The sequence below is a fragment of the Nonomuraea sp. bgisy101 genome, from assembly GCF_057708945.1.
In genome coordinates, this window is sequence record NZ_JBYITD010000041.1 from 40325 (window position 1) to 56912 (window position 16588).

Consider the following 16588-nt stretch of genomic DNA (forward strand, 5'->3'; position numbering starts at 1 on the left):
TCTCCGGCAACGGCGAAGAGGCGCCGAAAAGCGTGGCTTCCGGCGCCTCTTCGTTTCCCTTTTCACAAGATTTCAGAAATGTGTATTAGTTGTTTCTGTTGCTGCCGCCGCCACCCGCATTGGTGCCGCCCAGGCTGATTCCGTTGCCAAGGCCGGGCCTGTCGGCGGATGCGATGTGGTGTGCGGCGGCCACGGTGTCGGTGCTGAAGACATCGGCCGACACGGTCGCGGGTGCGACGAGGGCGAAGGCTGCCACTGCTCCGGCTGCGAGAACGTTCTTCATCGTGAACATGCGGATCACTCCGTGTCTGGTCTCTTGTGCCTGGGCGGGGCCCGGGCTGGTTCCCGGAATTATGTGATTAATCCGGATATGTGGTGCTGCAACCGTCGGGGTGGGTTCCGCATTCCGCGAATCGGGGTGATTTCCAATGAAGGGGCATGCCCATACCTGTATTTGACGGTGCAGCTCGACGGCCATAGCAGGGATGCCCGTCTGGTCCGACGGATCCGGCCCGTCGACGTCCCGTGCGCCCCTGCGGCGGATGCGCGGCGTTGAGCGTGCGAGTCCACCCCGGCGCGCTGAGCGGGGCCGTGTCGATCGGGGCTCATGGACAATCGGGGCTCATGGACAGGAGAGAGCTCCCTTCGCCTGGCCTGCCCCATCCACGGTGCCGGAGGAATGTCCCTTGGCGGCTCTTTCCGAGCGACTGTCGGGCGAGGTCAGGAGCGACCTCGGCCGGAGAGTGCGTCGCGGATCCGGTCGACCAGACCCACTCCCGGCGCCAGCAGCTTGTTGGCGGGCGGGGTATCGGGCGCGGAAGGATGCGGCCGGGTCGGCGCGACCTTCTTGGCACGCTCGATCTTGCCGCCCAGCTCTTTCAGCTGCTCCTCGGTGCAGGCCGCCCGCAACCGCGGGAACAGATCGGCCTCCTCTTCGCGGACATGGTGGCGGATCTGCTCCATCAGCAGACGGACGGTGGGCCAGAACGCGTTGTCCCCCGGCTCCAGCCCCTCCAGACGCTTCATCGTCTGCTCGGCCTCGGCGTGCTCGGCGAGCTCCTCATCTGCCAGCCGGTCGCCGCCCGGCACGTGCTCGCGCACCGCCGGGTACAGGTAGGCCTCCTCGGCGATCGAGTGCCGGACCAGCTCGATGGTCACCTGATCGGTCAGTGTCTTGGCTTTCTCGCCGATGTCACCGATCATCCGTTCCAGCTCGGTGAACATCTGCTCGACCTCGCGGTGGTCGGTGACCAGTACCGAGATCACATCTTCCTGCGCGTCCATGTCGCTACCTTCCTGCCGGCCTCTGTGACGGCGGGATCACGCCGTGGCGGGCGACGTCGTCGTGCTGGGCATGGCGCCCTTTCCTCGTGGCGTTCACGTTCCCGCTGACACCGGCCGAAACCTGCGGCGTCGGTCGCGCGGTCGAAACCGGGCGTGTCGCACGAGAGCGGGTGTTTCCGCTCGCCCCGTCCGGCCAGGCGCCTGGTGCGCCGGCTCAGGCCCCGCGCAGGGCCACGCATGGGAATGCGCGGACATCGGGGTCGAGTGCGCGGTGGCCGCGCCGATAGAGTTCGTGACCGGCTGCGAGTTGACGACACGGAGGGCTCGCGATGTCCACACCTGACCATGTCGTGCTGAGGCTGCCGTTTCGCGGCACGTGGCTCGCGCGCAACAGTCCCGCGCGGCGCGTGCCCAGCCACGGTACTCACCTGTTCGCCACGACGTACGCCATGGACTTCATCGCTGTACAAGGCAGGCGCACGGCCACCAAGCGGGACTGGCGGTCGCTGCTGTACACGGAGCCGGTGGAGCGGTTCTTCGCCTTCGGTCAGCCCATCCTCGCCCCCGCGGATGGGAGGGTCGTGTCGGTCCACGACGGCGAGGTGGACCACGTGGCGCGACGGTCGCAGCTCGCCCTGCTGCCCTACGCCCTGACCCAGGCGGCCAGGGCTCGCGGGGGCGCCGGCGCCATCGCGGGAAACCATGTGCTTCTCGAGCTGGACCATCGTGGCGGGTATGTCGTGCTCGCGCACCTGCGCGCCGGTTCGGTGCGGGTGGGCGAGGGCGAGTCGGTCGTGGCCGGCCAGGAGCTGGCCGACTGCGGCAACTCGGGCAACTCCACGCAGCCGCACCTGCACATCCAGATCATGGATTCGGCCGATCCCTTCACCGCGCGGGGTCTGCCCATGGCATTCCAGGAGTACCGGGCGTGGCGCCGCCCTGGTGTGACGCCCGACGTGGTCGAGCGGGGCATCCCCAACGAGTCGGAGGTCGTCGAACCACTGTGACCCGCCGGCGTGCCGACGCTCGACGTGGTTCGCATGCCGGCTGTGCCGAACAGCCGGCCGGCCATCCGGGGCGAATGAGAGCGACGGACGCGCCCGGCCGTTGACGCCACCGCGGTTGCACCGTGGTCGCGCGGCTGTTACTGTCGCTCGCGTCCAGCTGGCTGATCACCACCAGCTGTCAATATCTGCGATCCCCTGGAGCCTCGAGAACAAACGACCATCCGAAGAACCGTGATCAATGTGGTTGATCAGGGTTGAGAGGGCCGAGTAAGGCCGGTTCACGTCAGGCGCACGCCTGGCCGCATCCATTCTCCGTCGCCCACGCGGTGGCGTTCTTCAACGGTTCGTTTCTCGAGAGCCCGTGCCTCATCGGCGCGGCTCTCCGATCGCAAGGACTCCCCTTCCATGTCTTCTCGCTCTGCGGCGCCCGCCGTCGGGACCGCACCGGCCGAGCCGGCCACCACCGTCGTCGCCACCCTGATGGCCGCCGTCTTCCTGTCCCTCCTCGACTCCCAGGTCGTCGCCACCGCCCTGCCGCGCGTCATCGGCGACCTCGGCGGACTCGACGCCTTCGCCTGGATCACCACCGGCTACCTCATCGCCGGCAGCGCCACCGCGCCCGTCTACGGCAAACTCGGCGACCTGTTCGGCCGCAAGCGCATCTTCCTGATCTCGATCCTGGTCTTCCTGGCCGGCTCGGCCGCCTGCGGTCTGGCCTCGACCATGTCCCAGCTCATAGCCTTCCGCCTCATCCAGGGCGTCGGCAGCGGCGGCCTGTTCATCTCGGTGCTCGCCATCATCGGCGAGATGTTCGGCCCTCGCGAAGGCGCCCGCTACTACGGCTGGCTCTCCCTCACCTTCGGCGCCGCCTCGCTGGCCGGCCCCACTCTCGGCGGCCTGCTCACCGACCTGGCAGGCTGGCGCTGGATCTTCCTGGTCAACCTGCCCATCGGCTGCGTCGTCATCGTCATCGTCGCCACCCGGCTCCACCTGCCTGCCCACAGCAGGTCGAAGGCTCGCGTCGACTATCTCGGCGTGCTCCTGCTCATCTCCGCGATCGTCTCGCTGAACCTGCTCACCACCTGGGCGGGCACCACCCACACCTGGACGTCCCCCGTCATCGTCGGCCTGGCCGCGACCACCGCCCTGTCGTCGGCGCTGTTCGTGCTGTCCCAGAGCCACGCCGCCGACCCGATCATCCCGCTGCGCCTGTTTCGCGACCGCACCTTCACCGTCGTCGTCGCGGTCGGCTTCATCGCCGGGTTCGTCGGCCTCGGCATCGTCAACTACCTGGTGCTGTGGCTGCAGACCGTCCTGACGATCGGCCTCCAGGCCTCCGGCCACCTGCTCACCGCGATGATGCTCGGCGTCGTGGCCACGTCGTACACCACCACCAAGCTGATCGCCCGCACCGGCTCCTACCGCTGGTATCCCGTCGCCGGCATGGCCGTCTTCGCCGTGGCCGCCGCCCTGTTCGCCACCGCCGGTCCCGCCACCAGCCCGTTCCTGGCCGCCGTCTACCTGCTGCTGTTCGGTATCGCCGGTGGCCTCAACACCCAGGCCCTCAGCCTGGCGGCCCGCGGCACCTCCAGCCGCGCCGACATCGGCGCCACCCAGGGCACCGCCACCCTGGCCCGCCAGAGCGGCACGGCACTCGGAGTGTCGTTCTTCGCCGCCCTCATGACCAGCAGGCTCCCGTACGGCGCGGCCGACGCGGCCGCCTACGCCGACGCCCTGCGGCCCGTCTTCATCGCCGTCATCCCGATGGCCCTGATCGGCCTGGTCATCTCCCTGTTCCTCAACACCACGCTCTCCGTCTGAAAGGCCCCGCCCATGATGCTCATCACCGGTGCCACCGGCAACGTCGGCTCCGAACTCGTCGCCCTCCTCGCCGCCGGCGACATCCCCGTCCGCGCCATGACCCGCGAGCCCGCCAAGGCCACCTTCCCCTCCGGCGTCGAGGTCGTCGCCGGGGACTTCGACCGGCCCGACACCCTGGCCGCCGCGCTCGACGGCGTCGAGAAGGTCTTCGTCCTGCCACCCGGGTACGGCCCTGAGGGCCCTGTCCAGGAACGCGCCCTCGCAGCCGCCGCCGCCGCGGCCGGCGTCACCCACCTGGTCAAGCTGTCCACCAGCGGCGTCACCTTCGACGCCACCGACCCGATCAGCACCGGCCACCGCCTGGGCGAGCAGGTCGTCAAGGATTTCTGCCCGGCCTGGACGATCCTGCGCCCCGGCACCTTCATGGTCTATCTGTACGGCTACGCCGCCGCCATCGCCGCCGAGCAGACCATGTACGTCACCGAGGGCGACCCGGTCTCCGCCATGATCCACCCCCGCGACATCGCCGCCGTCGCCGCCCACGTCCTGACCACCCCCGGCCACCACGGCCAGACCTACACCCTCACCGGTGGCCGTGCCCTCTCCCCCCAGGACCAGGCCGACATCATCGGCCAGGTCCTCGGCCGGCCGATCCGGCTCGTCGAACGCACCAGGGCCGAGGCACAGGCCGAATTCGACCGCCTCGGCTGGCGCGGCCCGCGCCTGGACGCGCTTCTCGAGCTCAAGCGCCAGTCAGCCGACTGGGACCACCACGTCTTCGACACCGTCGAGAGGCTCACCGGCGAACCGCCGCTGACCCTGCACGACTGGGTCAGCGAGAACGCCCACGTGTTCCGATGACATCCCTCCGGACGCGCCCGAGTGACGAACACCGAGCGCAGCAGGAGAAGGGGCCGGTCGGCCCTCAGCTCCGAACCCGCTCATCAGCGCGGCGCTGCTCATCCCTGTGCCCGAAGAGCGCACGAGACGTCCGCTCCAACGGCGCGGCCGCGGTCAGCTCGCACCGCCTTCATCGCGGTCCCCCAGGCGATGACCTGGTCCAGCATGGTGGCGACGGCTTCCTCTTGATGGGCGGCCGGCCGCAGCAGACTGAAGTGCTCGAAGTCGGCGGACAGCGACAGGGCGACCTGGGCTCGTACGTCGGCGACGTGGAGCTCGCCCATGACCAGGCGGAGGTGCTCGACGGCTCGGGTACCGCCGTCGACACCGTAGCCGACGAACCCGGCCGCCTTGTTGTTCCATTCGGCGTACAGGAAGTCGATGGCGTTCTTCAACACCCCGGAGGTCGAGCGGTTGTACTCGGGCGTGACGAAGACGTACGCGTCGAAAGACGCGATCATGTCGGCCCAGGCCTTGGTGTGTGGGTGCTCGTACCGGCCCATCGCGGCCGGCATCACCTCGTCCAGGTGCGGCAGGTCGAAGTCCTTCAGATCTACCAGCTCGAACCGGGCGTCGCCTCGCTGTGCCGCCAGCTCGTGAACCCAGCGGGCCACGGCCTCCCCGTTGCGTCCAGGGCGGGTGCTTCCGATGATGATCCCTACGTTGATCACAGGTCTGTTCTCCTTCTGTGGCGGCCGCTCGCTCAGGGCTGGGCGGTGCCCTCCGTCGGCGGCGTGGTCTGTTGCGTGGTCGGCGCCGAGGTAGGTCGTGCGCGGCCGGGCAGAAGCACGGTGGCGGCCAGGCCGACGGCGGTGAGGATGAGCATCCAGGTCAGGGCTGGTGTGTAACCGCCGGCCTGGAGGATGAGGGCCATCAGGGCAGTGCCGGTGCCTGCGCCGATGCGCTGGATGACGTTGCCGGCGCTGGCGGCGCCCGGGACGGCCGCAGGCGTGAGCGTCCGGTAGATCGCCACGGCGATGGTCAGGCCGGCGACGCCGAACCCGATTCCTCGCACGAGAAGCGCCGCGCCCAGCAGGAGCGTGTCGGTGCCGGCCGTGGCGAAGGCGAACGGGATGGTGCCGGCGGTGGCGACGGCCATTCCGGCGAGCGCGAGCGGACGGGGCGGCAGGCGGTCGGCCCTCTGGCCGACCAGCAGGTACGCCAGGCCGACACCGACGCTCTGTGGCGCGAGCACGAGTCCCGCGTCGAACGCCGACAGCCCGCGGACCTGCTGGTAGTACAGCGGCAGCAAGAACATCGGCCCCCAGGTCGTGACGCCGAGGACGAACATCATCACCACGCCGGCGCGAAAGGAGGCGTCGGCGAACAGCCGCAGGTCGATCAGGCCTACCCCGCCACGGCGCACCGACCGGACGACGAAGGCCGTCAGCAGCAGTACGGCGGCGATCCCACCCGCGAGCGTCTCGACGCGTACCGCGGCATCCGGTCCGGTGTCGACGGTGGACAGGGCGTAGAGCAGCGCGACCACCGCGGTCGGCAGCAGGGCGAGCCCGACGAGGTCGAGGGCCTCGTCGGAACGTTGCCTGTCGCGCGGGAACCACCGCACGGTCATGAGGAGCGAGACGAGCACGATGGGCACGTTGACGAAGAAGATCCACCGCCAGCCCCAGCCGTCGATCAGCAGCCCTCCGAGCAGCGGCCCGGAGATCGGGGCCAGTTGACCGATCAGCCCGCTGACCCCCAACACCCGCCCGAGGCGCTCCGGCCCTGCGGCCCTGACCAGGGTGAGCTGGGTCAACGGCAGGATCATGCCACCGCCCAGTCCCTGCAGCACCCGGAAGGCGATGAGCGAGTCGATCGACCACGCCATACCGGACAGCACCGATCCGACCAGGAACAGCCCGAGCACGGTCAACCACATGGCGCGTGCGCCGAACCGGCCCACGGTCCAGCCGACCAACGGGATCACCGCGGCCATCGCCAGCACGTACGCCGTCGTGACCCACTGGATCACGGTGACCCCCGCGTCAAGGTCACGGCGCAACTCGTTCAGCGCCACCGCGACGATCGTGGTGTCGAGCAGCGCCGCGATCGCCCCCACCAGCACTGTCGTGATCAGCGGCGCGATGCTCGGCGCGGGCGCCGCCGACTGCGTCGCGTTGCGCACCCTTCGCGCGCTCATGGGATGAGCCGGGTTTCGCCGATCGTCGCACCGGCGTGCCCCACCGCCACCCGCACCTGGCCGTCACCGTGGGACGCCTCCGGCCCACCGAACCTGTCCATCACCGCTGCGCGCACGATCACCGCTCCTCAATAAACGGAGCCTTTCGCTCCGATAGAATCGGCACCGTATAACGGAGCGTCTCGCTCCGCAAGCGGATATGATCGATGTCATGCCTGAACACCGGCGCCGCGCCCCACGCCAGGCCGAGGCCGAACGCAACGACCGCGCACTTCTCCAGGCCGCCCGCGAGGTGCTCGCCGCTGACGGAGTCCACGCGTCGGTGGCCGCGATCGCCGCCCGCGCGGGAGTCGGCATCGGCAGCCTCTACCGCCGCTACCGCACCAAGGAGGAGCTCTTCCAGCGCCTGTCGGAGCTCTCCCTCGACAACTGGAACAACGCCGCCGCGCAGGGGCTGGCCGCGGACGACCCGTGGGAGGGGTTGACCGGCTTCATCACCGAATGCATCGAGTTCGGCCAGGGCTCACTCGCGCCGATCGCCGGCACGATCGAGATATCCGCGCAGATGCGGGCCAAGTCCGAGCGGTCCGACGCGCTCCTGGCCGCCCTCGTCGCCCGCGCCCACGAGGCCGGTGTGCTGCGGCCGGACGTCACCCCCGTCGACGTCTCCCTCCTGATCGAACAGCACGGCACCTCACCCGTCCTGGAACAGCTCCGCAAGCAGGGCCGCAAGGACCTCATCGAGGCCGCCGTCCAGGCCCGCACGCGCATCGTCGCCATCGCCCTTGACGGCCTGCGCGCCGTCCACACCGAACCGCTGCCAGGGCACCCGCCCAGCGAGCGGCTCTTCACCGAGCGCTGGGACCCCCGCCCCGCCGGCTGAGCAGAGCCGGTCCACCTTCTGCGCGAGCGGTGGAGAGGCCCGACGTCTGCGGCACGGCCGTCCACTACCTGAGCGCCGGTGCCGGCCGGGGCGGCCCCACCCACCTGCTGGTCCACCCGATGGCGGGCAGCGCGTCGATGGTGCTCGACGTCATCGGGCCGCTGAGCGCCCTGGGGCCGGTCGTCGTGCCCGACCGCCGGACATGACCGCGCTGCTGGCCGACGAACTGCGCGCCGCCCAGCCCCGCAGGCTCGGTGCGGCCGTGACGGCCTTCGCCTCGGTCCTGTCGGCCCTGTTCGCCGACCGGCGTCCCGTCCACCAGGCGATCGCCCGGATCGGTGCGCCCACGCTGCTGCTGTGGGGGGACGAGGACGTCCCGCGCTGATCGGCTCGCCTCCTCGATCGTGCTGCAGGGGATCCCTGAGCCTGCGCGAACCCAGGGCGTCCCCTGTCAGCAGGCCACCGAGCGGTCCGCGGGCGGTGAGGGCACGCCTGGGGGCGTTTCAGCCTGGGAGTCCGCGGCACGTGCCGCTTCAGGAGTCAGCGTGGTGCCGCGCAGGTACGCGGCCTGATAGGCGTCCTCCTCCAGGTGTGCCCGAACCGCCCCTGCGATCCGGTCGACGTCGCCCCGTTCGGCAGGGGGAAGCGGCATGCCCACGGAGTCCCTGGCCGCGTGCGCCGCTCCGAGCAGCACGGCCGCGTACGCGTGGCGCCCCGCGAGGGCGTGGGCTCCTGCCAGCCCTTCAAGGGCCAGCGCCATGGCCCGGGCGTCTCCCGTCCTGTGGGCCGCGGTCCAGCCGTCCAGGTGCAGGCACAGGGCCTGGTCCGCGTCGCCGCGCAGCTCGGCGACGAAGCCGAGTTCGGCCAGGACGAGCGCGCGGCCGGGTTCGAAGGCCATCCTGTACTGCCGGCCCAGCACGTGGCGCAGGTGGGCCTCGGCGGTGTCGAGCCGTCCTTCGCGGCGCGCTCCGAGCCCGAGGCCGATTTCGGCGTGGATCTCTCCCTGCCTGAAGCTGTGCTCGGCGGCGAGGCGCAGCGCCCTCTGGTGGAACTCCCGCGCCCTCGTGTGGTCCCCGATGAGCATGGCGGTGCTGCCCAGGCTGGTCAGCCGATCCGCGGCCGCCGGCCACAGCCCCAGGTCCTCGGCCAAGAGCAGCCCTTCGCGGTGGAGCTGGGCCGCGCGCTCGTAGTCGCCCGCCATCTCGGCCAGTGAGGCGAGCGGTTCGACGGTCTGCAACCGCCCCCAGCCGTCGGCGAGTTCGGCGAAGAGCGCAGCACTGCGCCGCCCGTCGTGCGCGAGCCGCGCGAGGTCGCCGCGCACATGCGCCTGGTTGGCCCGGACGCTCAGCGCCGCGGCGGTCCCCCAGGTGTCGCCGAGAGCCTGGAAGCCTTCCAGCGCCCGGTCGATGAGTTCTTCGCTTGCGGCCTGGTCGCCGACCCCGAACAGGGCGAAGCCGAGGAACCACTGGGCTCTGGCCCGCTCGCGCCGGTCCGCGACGTCCCGGGCGAGCTCCGCCGCGGGCCTGCCGTCCTGCGTCCGCTCGGCGCCGTCCCCGACGAGCACGGCGAACCCCGCCCGCCAGGCCCTGGCCTGGGCCTGCAAGGACGACACGGCGTCCGGGTTCTGGGCGGCCGCGGCGAGCGCCGCCTCCAGCGACCGGCCTGCCTCCCGGAGCCTGCCGCGCAGAAACCAGTACCAGACCAGGGCGTTGACCAGCCTGAGCGCGTCCTCGGCGGCACCGTGCTGGACGGCGTGGTCGAGCGCCCTGCGGACATTGGCGGCCTCCGCGTCCAGCAGGCGCAGCCGGCGCCGCTGGTCGGGGCCGTGCAGCCGCGGTCCGGCGCGCTCGGCGAAGTCCGTGTAGTACCGGCGGTGGCGGCGGCGTACGACGTCGGTCTCGCCCGCCTCGCGCAGGCGGGCCAGGCCGTAGTCGGCGACCGATTCGAGAAGCCGGTAGCGGGGTTCGTCGCCGCTGTCGGCCATGACGACCAGCGAACGGTCCACGAGGCGGGCGAGCAGGTCGAGGACGTCCTCGGAGCGTACCCCTCCCCCGGCGCAGACGACCTCCGCCGCCTCCAGCGTGCAGCCTTCGGCGTGGACGGCGAGCCGGCGCAGCACGGTGCGCTCGGGACCGGTCAGCAGGTCCCAGCTCCAGTCGATCATCGCCCTCAGCGTCTGCTGGCGGGGCGGCGCGCCCCGGTATCCGGTGGCCAGGAGCCGGAAACGGTCGTCGAGGCGGGCGAGCAGCCCTCGCACGCCGAGAGCCCGTACCCGGGTGGCGGCCAGTTCGAGCGCCAGGGGGATCCCGTCGAGCCGTCGGCAGATCTCCGACACGTCCCAGGCGTTGCCGGCCTCGAGTGTGAAGCCGGGTGCCGCGGCGCCGGCCCGGGCCACGAACAGTTCGACGGCGCTGGAGCGGGCAACGGCGTCGAGTTCCGTCTCTCGGGTGAGGTCGGGCACCTCCAGCGGGGGAACGGCCCAGACCACTTCGCCCAGGATGCCCAACGGCTCCTGGCCGGTGGCCAGGATGTACAGGCCGGGGACGCGCCTGAGCAGCAGCGCGGCCAGTTCCGCGACCGCGCCGACGATGTGCTCGCAGTTGTCGAGGAGCAGCAGCAGCCGCTTGTCGCCGAGGGCCCCGGCGAGTCTCTCGGCGGGCGAGGACGGCCCGCCGGTGCCGGGGAACGAGGGCCCGCTCCCTTCCATGACGCCGAGCGCGGCCATGACGGCCTCCGCCACCGGGTCCGCCGCGTCGGCGCCGCCGGTACGGCCCAGCGCGGCCAGTTCGACCAGCCACGTACCGTCGGGGAAGTCGCCGGCGAGCTGGGCCGCCGCCTCCAGCGCGAGCCTGGTCTTGCCGACGCCGCCCGAGCCGGTCAGCGTCAGATGCCGTGTGATGGCGAACAGGGACTTCACCTCGGCGACCGCGCCCTGGCGGCCGACCAGCCGGGTCAGCGGAGCGGGCAGGTTCGTGGCGGGACGGCGCGGCGGATCCGTGGCGGTGGGCCCGGCGCTCAGCGCCGGATCCTGCTCCAGCATGGCCTGATGCAGGGCGGCGAGTGCGGGCCCTGGGTCCAGGCCCAGTTCGTCGGCGAGCCGGGCTCGCAGCTCCTGGTAGCCGGCCAGTGCCTCGCTCGCCCGGCCCCCGGCGTAGAGCGCGCGCATCTGGAGGGCGCGCAGCCGCTCCCGCAGCGGGTGCCGCACGACGAGTTCGTGCAGGTCCTGCGCCACGCCGAGGTGTTCGCCCAGGTCGATCCGGGCCTCGGCGTGCGCTTCGAGGGCGGCGAGACGGGCCTCTTCGAGGCGGGTGGCGACCGGACGCGCGAACGCGGCGTCCTCGAAGCCGGAGAACGCCGCGCCCCGCCACAGCGCGAGGGCGTCGGACAGCAGGGCCGCACGGGTGCCGGGGTCGTCGGCGACCCGCGCGCGTGCCGTCAGCGCGCCGAACCTGCCCATGTCGACGCCGTCGGGTTCCGTATGCAGCAGGTAGCCGCCATCGCGCAGCGCCAGCAGGTCTCGGCCGCCCGCTTCGGCGTCCTCGAACACCTTCCGCAACTGCCAGACCCTGGTCTGCAGGGCGGCGGAGGGATTGCCCGGGAGCTCCCCCTCGCCCCACAACTCCTCGACGAGCCGGTCCGCGGACACGGGGCGCCCCTCGTGCGACAGCAGGGCGGCAAGCAGGGCGCGGGTCCTGAGCCCTGGCACGGCGACCGGGCTGCCGTCCGCCCTCCATACGGCCAGCGGCCCCAGTACCCCGAATCGCATGGGAGCCACGGTAACGCAGCTCCTTACGCGCCGAGAGTGGGCCTTGAGCGGGATGTGAGCAACTCGTGAGTGCCCGGTCGCAAGGTGGGGCGTGCTCACCGCCGCCGGGCTGCGCAGACGCGCGCCCGTCTGCCCAGGGATGCCGTCGGCGGCGGCCGCAGGCGATCGACGACCCACGGAGGATTTCCATGACGACAGAAGTTCAGGGCCCCGCAGGCCTCAGAGCAGGGCCTCGGGAGTGGCTCGGGCTCTTCGTGCTCACGCTCCCGACGATCCTGCTGGCCTTGGACGCGACCGTGCTGAACCTGGCGGTCCCCCACCTCAGCGCGGACCTCGACCCCAGCAGCACCCAGCTGCTGTGGACGGTCGACATCTACGGCTTCATGATCGCCGGATTCCTGGTGACGATGGGCACCCTGGGCGACCGGATCGGCCGCCGCAGGCTGCTGATGATCGGGGCGTTCGGCTTCGGCCTCGCCTCGGTCCTTGCCGCGCTGTCCACCGGCCCGGAGATGCTGATCGCGGCCCGCGCGCTGCTGGGTGTCACAGGCGCCACGCTGATGCCCTCGACGCTTGCCCTGATCAGCAACATGTTCAGGGACCCACGGCAGCGCGGGGTCGCCATCGGCGTGTGGGTGACGTGCTTCTCCGTCGGCACCGCCGTGGGCCCTGTCCTCGGCGGCGCACTGTTGCAGTGGTTCTGGTGGGGTTCGGTGTTCCTGCTCGCCGTACCGGTGATGCTGGTGCTCCTGGTGACGGCGCCGCTGCTGCTGCCTGAGCACAAGGACGCGCGGGCGAGCCGGATCGACCTGGTCAGCGTGGCGCTGTCCCTGCTCACGGTGCTGCCGGTGATCTACGGGATCAAGCGTCTGGCCGAGCACGGGGTGGACGCCCTGGCGTACGGGACGATCCTGGCCGGTGTGGTCCTGGGTGTGGCGTTCGTGCTGCGCCAGCGCAGGCTGGCCGATCCGCTGCTGGACCTGCGGCTGTTCGGGAACCGGGCGTTCAGCGCCGCGCTGCTGGTGCTGCTGCTCGGCCTCGGCCTGATGGGCGGGCTGTACCTGTTCATCACGCAGTACCTCCAACTGGTGGGGGGCCTGTCGCCGGTCGAGGCGGGCGTGTGGCTGCTGCCCGCCGCCGCGGCGCTGATCGTGGCCTCCTCGCTGACGCCCGCGATCACCCGGCGGGTACGCCCCGGGTACGTCCTCGGCGGCGCGCTGTTCCTGTCGGCGCTGGGATACGCCCTCATCGCTCAGGTCGACAGCGTCGGCGGGCTGCCGTTGCTGGTGACCGGATTCGTGCTCATCTACACGGGCATCAGCCCGATGATGGTGCTCGGTACGGACCTGGTCGTCGGCTCGGCGCCGCCGGACAAGGCCGGTTCGGCCGCGGCGATGTCGGAGACGGGCATGGAGTTCGGCATCGCGCTGGGCATCGCCGCCCTGGGCAGCGTCGTCACCGCCGCGTACCGAAGCGGGATCGGCGCCGCCCTGCCGGAAGGCCTCCCGGCGTCGGTCGCGGACGGCGCGCGTGACACGCTCGCCGGCGCCGTCGCCGTGGCCGGGGACCTGCCCGGCCCGGAGGCCGCGCAGGTTGTGGAGCAGGCTCGGGAGGCGTTCACCAGCGGGCTGAATCTCGCCGGCGCCATCGCGAGCGCCATCGTGGCGGTGCTGGCCGTCGCCGCGATGGTGCTGCTGCGGCACGTGCCGTCAGGCGGGGCGGATGAGGCCGGGTAGGCCGCCGTTGTGGATCTCGGGGACCGGTCGGGCGGGAGCGCGCTGGTGCCGGCAGGCAGAGGAGCCGGCGTTCACCCGCTCGCCGTACCCGCGTCCCCGGCCTGCTCGTGCATCATGTACTGCGCGTACCAGTCCGGCCAGTCCGTGTCGTAGTGCCCGATCTCCTTCTCGTATCGACCGTGCGCGGCCTCCGCACGGCGTAGCGCCTCGGCCAGATCGGCCACGGAATCAAAGGTCACTGGCATCTCGGTACTCCTCGTGCGGAGACGACCGCCCGCTCACGGTCACCGGCCCGGTAGGCGGGTGGTGATCTCCTGGAGCAGCCAGCCGTTGCCGTCGGGGTCGCTGAACGAGGCGAAGGAGCCGTAGCTCGTGCGGTCCGGATCCGGTCCCGGCACCCGCCCTTCGGTCCCGGCGTGGTGCCACACCCCGCCCTCGTCGTGGAACACCTCACCCACATCGGCCCCGCGGTCGACGAGCTCGGACCGTGCCGCCTCGATGTCGTCGACGATCAGGTACACGCCCTGCATCGAGCCCGGCTCGGCCAGGGTGATCCCCTGGCCGAAGATGACCGAGCACGCCGAGCCTGGTGGGGTCAGCTGCACCACGCGGAAGCCCTCACCGGCGGCGACGTCGGCGTCCTCCCGCCACCCGAGCGCCTTGTAGAAGTTCTTGGATCGGTCCACGTCGGCGACCGGCAGCACCACGACCTCGAGCTTCATGTCCACGGCCTCGGATCCTCCCCGTTCGATGCCGGTGGCCTGTGTACACCACCGGGGCCGGAGTTGTGCCGGTGGGGGTCCTGCCTTCCCACCCTCGCCTCCCTCTCTGTCGAAGTCCAGGAACGGCAGCTCAACTATCGGCAGGCGGTCTGCCAGCTTTTGAGGAGATAAACCAGGAAATCGCCAGATCGAATGAACACCATCCGCCCCAGGAGCCTCACCGGCTTCCGGCGTGCGCCGCGCCCACTCATCCGGGCGAAAGAGATATCGGCATGTGGCATGGCCGAACCACGCGGGCGCATGGCCGTAGCGGAAGTCAACTCTGGCCGCCCGCCCCTGGTCGACGGCCGGTTACCGGACTTCGACGGGCCCGTCCAGCTGCCGTCGAGGGTCACGGGGGGCTCTCCGTCACCACGCACGAGGCAATGACATCAAAGCAGGATGAAAACGGACTTATTGCTCGTTCTTTCTCCAACGGGGCATCAATCAGACTTTCTGGGGGAAAGTATGACCGCAAGTCTGGACTGGCGGCACGAGTGGCTCGCATCCCTCACCTGGATGGCCACAGCCTTCATCGTCACCCTCGTCGCCAGCGCCGCGGCGATCTGGCTGCTGGCGCGATACACGCGGTGGGGACGCCAGTTCGGCCGGCTCGCCTTCCCGTACTTCGACCTCCGGCGCGGCCGGCGGCCGCTCCTCACGGTCCTGCTCATCCTCGCACTGACGATCTTCGCGGTACGCCTCCAGGTGCTGATCTCGTACGCGCTGAACGACATCTTCACGGCGCTGGGAAAGATGTACGCGCAGGACTTCTGGGTCTCCATCGTGCGCTTCACGGTCCTGGCCGCGATCTTCGTGATCAGCTCCCTCATCAGCTATCTCGTCTCCCAACGGTTCATCATCCACTGGCGGACCTGGCTGACCGACCACATGATCACCGACTGGCTGAGCGGGCACGCCTACCACCGGAGCCAGTACGTGACAGAGCCGGTCGACAACCCCGACCAGCGCATCCAGGAAGACGTCCAGCAGTTCGTCGAGGACTCCCACTACCTGTCGACCGGCACGGTCGACGCAGCCCTGCGGCTGGTGTCGTTCACCGCCATCCTGTGGGGGCTGTCGGGGCCGATCCCGGTCTTCGGTCACGAGGTACCACGGGCGATGGTCGTGCTCGCCTACGTCTACGTGCTGGTCGCCTCACTGATCGCCTTCAGGATCGGGCGCCCGTTGATCAGGCTGGAGTTCCTGCGCGAAGGGCTGTCCGCGTCCTTCCGCTACGCGCTGATCCGCCTGCGGGACCACTCCGAGAACATCGCGTTCTACGGCGGGGAGAAGATGGAGCGGGCGGCGCTGGCCAGCAGATTCACCGCCGTCATCAAGAACACCTGGATCATCGCCCTGCGGCGGCTGAAACTGCAGGGGTTCAACGACTCGGTCACCCAGGTGGCGCAGGTGTTCCCCTACGTGATCCAGGCTCCGCGCTTCTTCGCCGGGACGCTCATGCTCGGCGACGTCACCCAAACCGCCGACGCGTTCGGCCAGGTGCACAACTCGTTGTCCTTCTTCAGGAACTCCTACGACTCCTTCGCCGCCTACCAAGCCGGGCTCGACCGGCTGACGGCCCTGATGGACGCGAACCACGACTCGCGCCGGCTGCCGTCGCCGACCGTCGCCGACCATCCTGGCGCCCTGGTGATCGAGGGACTGAGGGTCTGGCGTCCCGACCACGAGCCGCTCATCGACGGCCTGACCCTGACCATGAGCCCGGGGGAGGCGCTCCTGGTCAAAGGCGCGTCGGGCAGCGGCAAGACCACGCTGCTGCGCAGCCTGGCCAGCCTCTGGCCGCACGCGCACGGCACCATCCGCAGGCCCGCCGGCGGGCGCACGCAGTTCCTGTCGCAGCAGCCCTACCTGCCCATGGGCAGCCTGCGTACCGCCCTGGCCTATCCTGAGCCGCCCGACCGGATCGCGGATCAGCTCGCGCGCGAGATGCTGCACGCGGTACAGCTCGGCCACCTGGAGTGCCGGATCGACGACGAGGCCTACTGGTCGCGCATCCTGTCCCCCGGCGAGCAGCAGCGCCTCGGGTTCGCCAGGATCCTGCTGAACCGGCCCCACCTGGCCTTCCTCGACGAGGCCACCTCGGCCGTCGACGAAGGCCTCGAGCACGCCCTGTACCGCCTGATCCGCGAACGCCTGCCCGAGTGCATGGTCGTCAGCGTCGGCCACCGCAGTACCCTGAACGCCTTCCACACCCACCATCTCAACCTGCTGGGCGCCGGGCGGTGGGGCATGTCCGCGGCGTAGGACGCCTTTCGACGGTGCC

The 16588-nt window shown here is 70.7% G+C and carries 15 protein-coding genes; 8 read left to right on the forward strand and 7 right to left on the reverse strand.

Annotated elements, in window-relative coordinates; translation table 11 throughout:
• Nucleotides 1-85: 85 nt before the first annotated feature.
• Together AC3EO4_RS47260 and AC3EO4_RS47265 are read right to left on the reverse strand one after the other, a co-directional pair.
• Nucleotides 86-292, reverse strand: a complete 207-nt coding sequence (locus tag AC3EO4_RS47260) for a hypothetical protein (RefSeq protein WP_379577391.1) — start codon at nt 290-292, stop codon at nt 86-88.
• 428 nt (nt 293-720) lie between these two features.
• Nucleotides 721-1284, reverse strand: coding sequence for a hemerythrin domain-containing protein (locus AC3EO4_RS47265; protein WP_379577393.1), 564 nt, complete (start codon nt 1282-1284; stop codon nt 721-723).
• Nucleotides 1285-1613: 329 nt separating this feature from the next.
• On the opposite strand from AC3EO4_RS47265, the gene AC3EO4_RS47270 reads away from it, so the two are divergent.
• The 3 genes from AC3EO4_RS47270 to AC3EO4_RS47280 all read left to right on the forward strand — a co-directional run bounded on the left by AC3EO4_RS47270 (nt 1614) and on the right by AC3EO4_RS47280 (nt 4973).
• On the forward strand, nt 1614-2291 hold the full coding sequence (locus tag AC3EO4_RS47270) for a M23 family metallopeptidase (protein ID WP_431902586.1): 678 nt from the start codon (nt 1614-1616) through the stop codon (nt 2289-2291).
• A 405-nt stretch (nt 2292-2696) separates the two neighbouring features.
• Nucleotides 2697-4112 carry an MFS transporter gene (locus AC3EO4_RS47275; protein WP_431902588.1) on the forward strand — a complete coding sequence of 472 codons (1416 nt, stop codon included), beginning with the start codon at nt 2697-2699 and terminating at the stop codon, nt 4110-4112.
• A 12-nt stretch (nt 4113-4124) separates the two neighbouring features.
• The gene (locus AC3EO4_RS47280) at nt 4125-4973 is read left to right on the forward strand and encodes an NAD(P)H-binding protein (protein ID WP_431902589.1); all 849 of its coding nucleotides are present in this window, start codon (nt 4125-4127) and stop codon (nt 4971-4973) included.
• Nucleotides 4974-5071: 98 nt separating this feature from the next.
• Here the strand turns inward: AC3EO4_RS47280 and AC3EO4_RS47285 are convergent, their stop codons facing one another.
• The gene (locus tag AC3EO4_RS47285; RefSeq protein WP_431902591.1) at nt 5072-5683 is read right to left on the reverse strand and encodes an NADPH-dependent FMN reductase; all 612 of its coding nucleotides are present in this window, start codon (nt 5681-5683) and stop codon (nt 5072-5074) included.
• Between the two features lie 32 nt (nt 5684-5715).
• On the reverse strand, nt 5716-7155 hold the full coding sequence (locus tag AC3EO4_RS47290; RefSeq protein ID WP_431902592.1) for an MDR family MFS transporter: 1440 nt from the start codon (nt 7153-7155) through the stop codon (nt 5716-5718).
• Between the two features lie 211 nt (nt 7156-7366).
• On the opposite strand from AC3EO4_RS47290, the gene AC3EO4_RS47295 reads away from it, so the two are divergent.
• Genes AC3EO4_RS47295 through AC3EO4_RS47305 form a run of 3 tightly spaced genes read left to right on the forward strand, consistent with a single transcriptional unit; the run spans nt 7367 to nt 8423 of the window.
• The gene (locus AC3EO4_RS47295; protein ID WP_379577403.1) at nt 7367-8038 is read left to right on the forward strand and encodes a TetR/AcrR family transcriptional regulator; all 672 of its coding nucleotides are present in this window, start codon (nt 7367-7369) and stop codon (nt 8036-8038) included.
• Between the two features lie 29 nt (nt 8039-8067).
• Nucleotides 8068-8244, forward strand: a complete 177-nt coding sequence (locus AC3EO4_RS47300) for an alpha/beta fold hydrolase family protein (protein ID WP_431902594.1) — start codon at nt 8068-8070, stop codon at nt 8242-8244.
• The gene (locus AC3EO4_RS47305; RefSeq protein ID WP_431902596.1) at nt 8241-8423 is read left to right on the forward strand and encodes a hypothetical protein; all 183 of its coding nucleotides are present in this window, start codon (nt 8241-8243) and stop codon (nt 8421-8423) included. The genes AC3EO4_RS47300 and AC3EO4_RS47305 overlap by 4 nt, the downstream gene beginning before the upstream one ends.
• A gap of 66 nt (nt 8424-8489) precedes the next feature.
• On the opposite strand, the gene AC3EO4_RS47310 is transcribed toward AC3EO4_RS47305, so the two are convergent.
• Nucleotides 8490-11804, reverse strand: coding sequence for an AfsR/SARP family transcriptional regulator (locus AC3EO4_RS47310; RefSeq protein WP_431902597.1), 3315 nt, complete (start codon nt 11802-11804; stop codon nt 8490-8492).
• Nucleotides 11805-11992: 188 nt separating this feature from the next.
• On the opposite strand from AC3EO4_RS47310, the gene AC3EO4_RS47315 reads away from it, so the two are divergent.
• The gene (locus AC3EO4_RS47315; protein ID WP_431902599.1) at nt 11993-13540 is read left to right on the forward strand and encodes an MFS transporter; all 1548 of its coding nucleotides are present in this window, start codon (nt 11993-11995) and stop codon (nt 13538-13540) included.
• Nucleotides 13541-13611: 71 nt separating this feature from the next.
• On the opposite strand, the gene AC3EO4_RS47320 is transcribed toward AC3EO4_RS47315, so the two are convergent.
• Together AC3EO4_RS47320 and AC3EO4_RS47325 are read right to left on the reverse strand one after the other, a co-directional pair.
• The gene (locus tag AC3EO4_RS47320; RefSeq protein WP_379577408.1) at nt 13612-13785 is read right to left on the reverse strand and encodes a hypothetical protein; all 174 of its coding nucleotides are present in this window, start codon (nt 13783-13785) and stop codon (nt 13612-13614) included.
• A 39-nt stretch (nt 13786-13824) separates the two neighbouring features.
• On the reverse strand, nt 13825-14262 hold the full coding sequence (locus AC3EO4_RS47325; RefSeq protein ID WP_379577603.1) for a VOC family protein: 438 nt from the start codon (nt 14260-14262) through the stop codon (nt 13825-13827).
• A gap of 507 nt (nt 14263-14769) precedes the next feature.
• Between AC3EO4_RS47325 and AC3EO4_RS47330 the strand changes: the two genes are divergently transcribed.
• A complete protein-coding gene (locus tag AC3EO4_RS47330) occupies nt 14770-16569 on the forward strand; it encodes an ABC transporter ATP-binding protein/permease (protein ID WP_431902600.1) in 1800 nt (599 codons plus the stop codon).
• Nucleotides 16570-16588 lie beyond the last annotated feature (19 nt).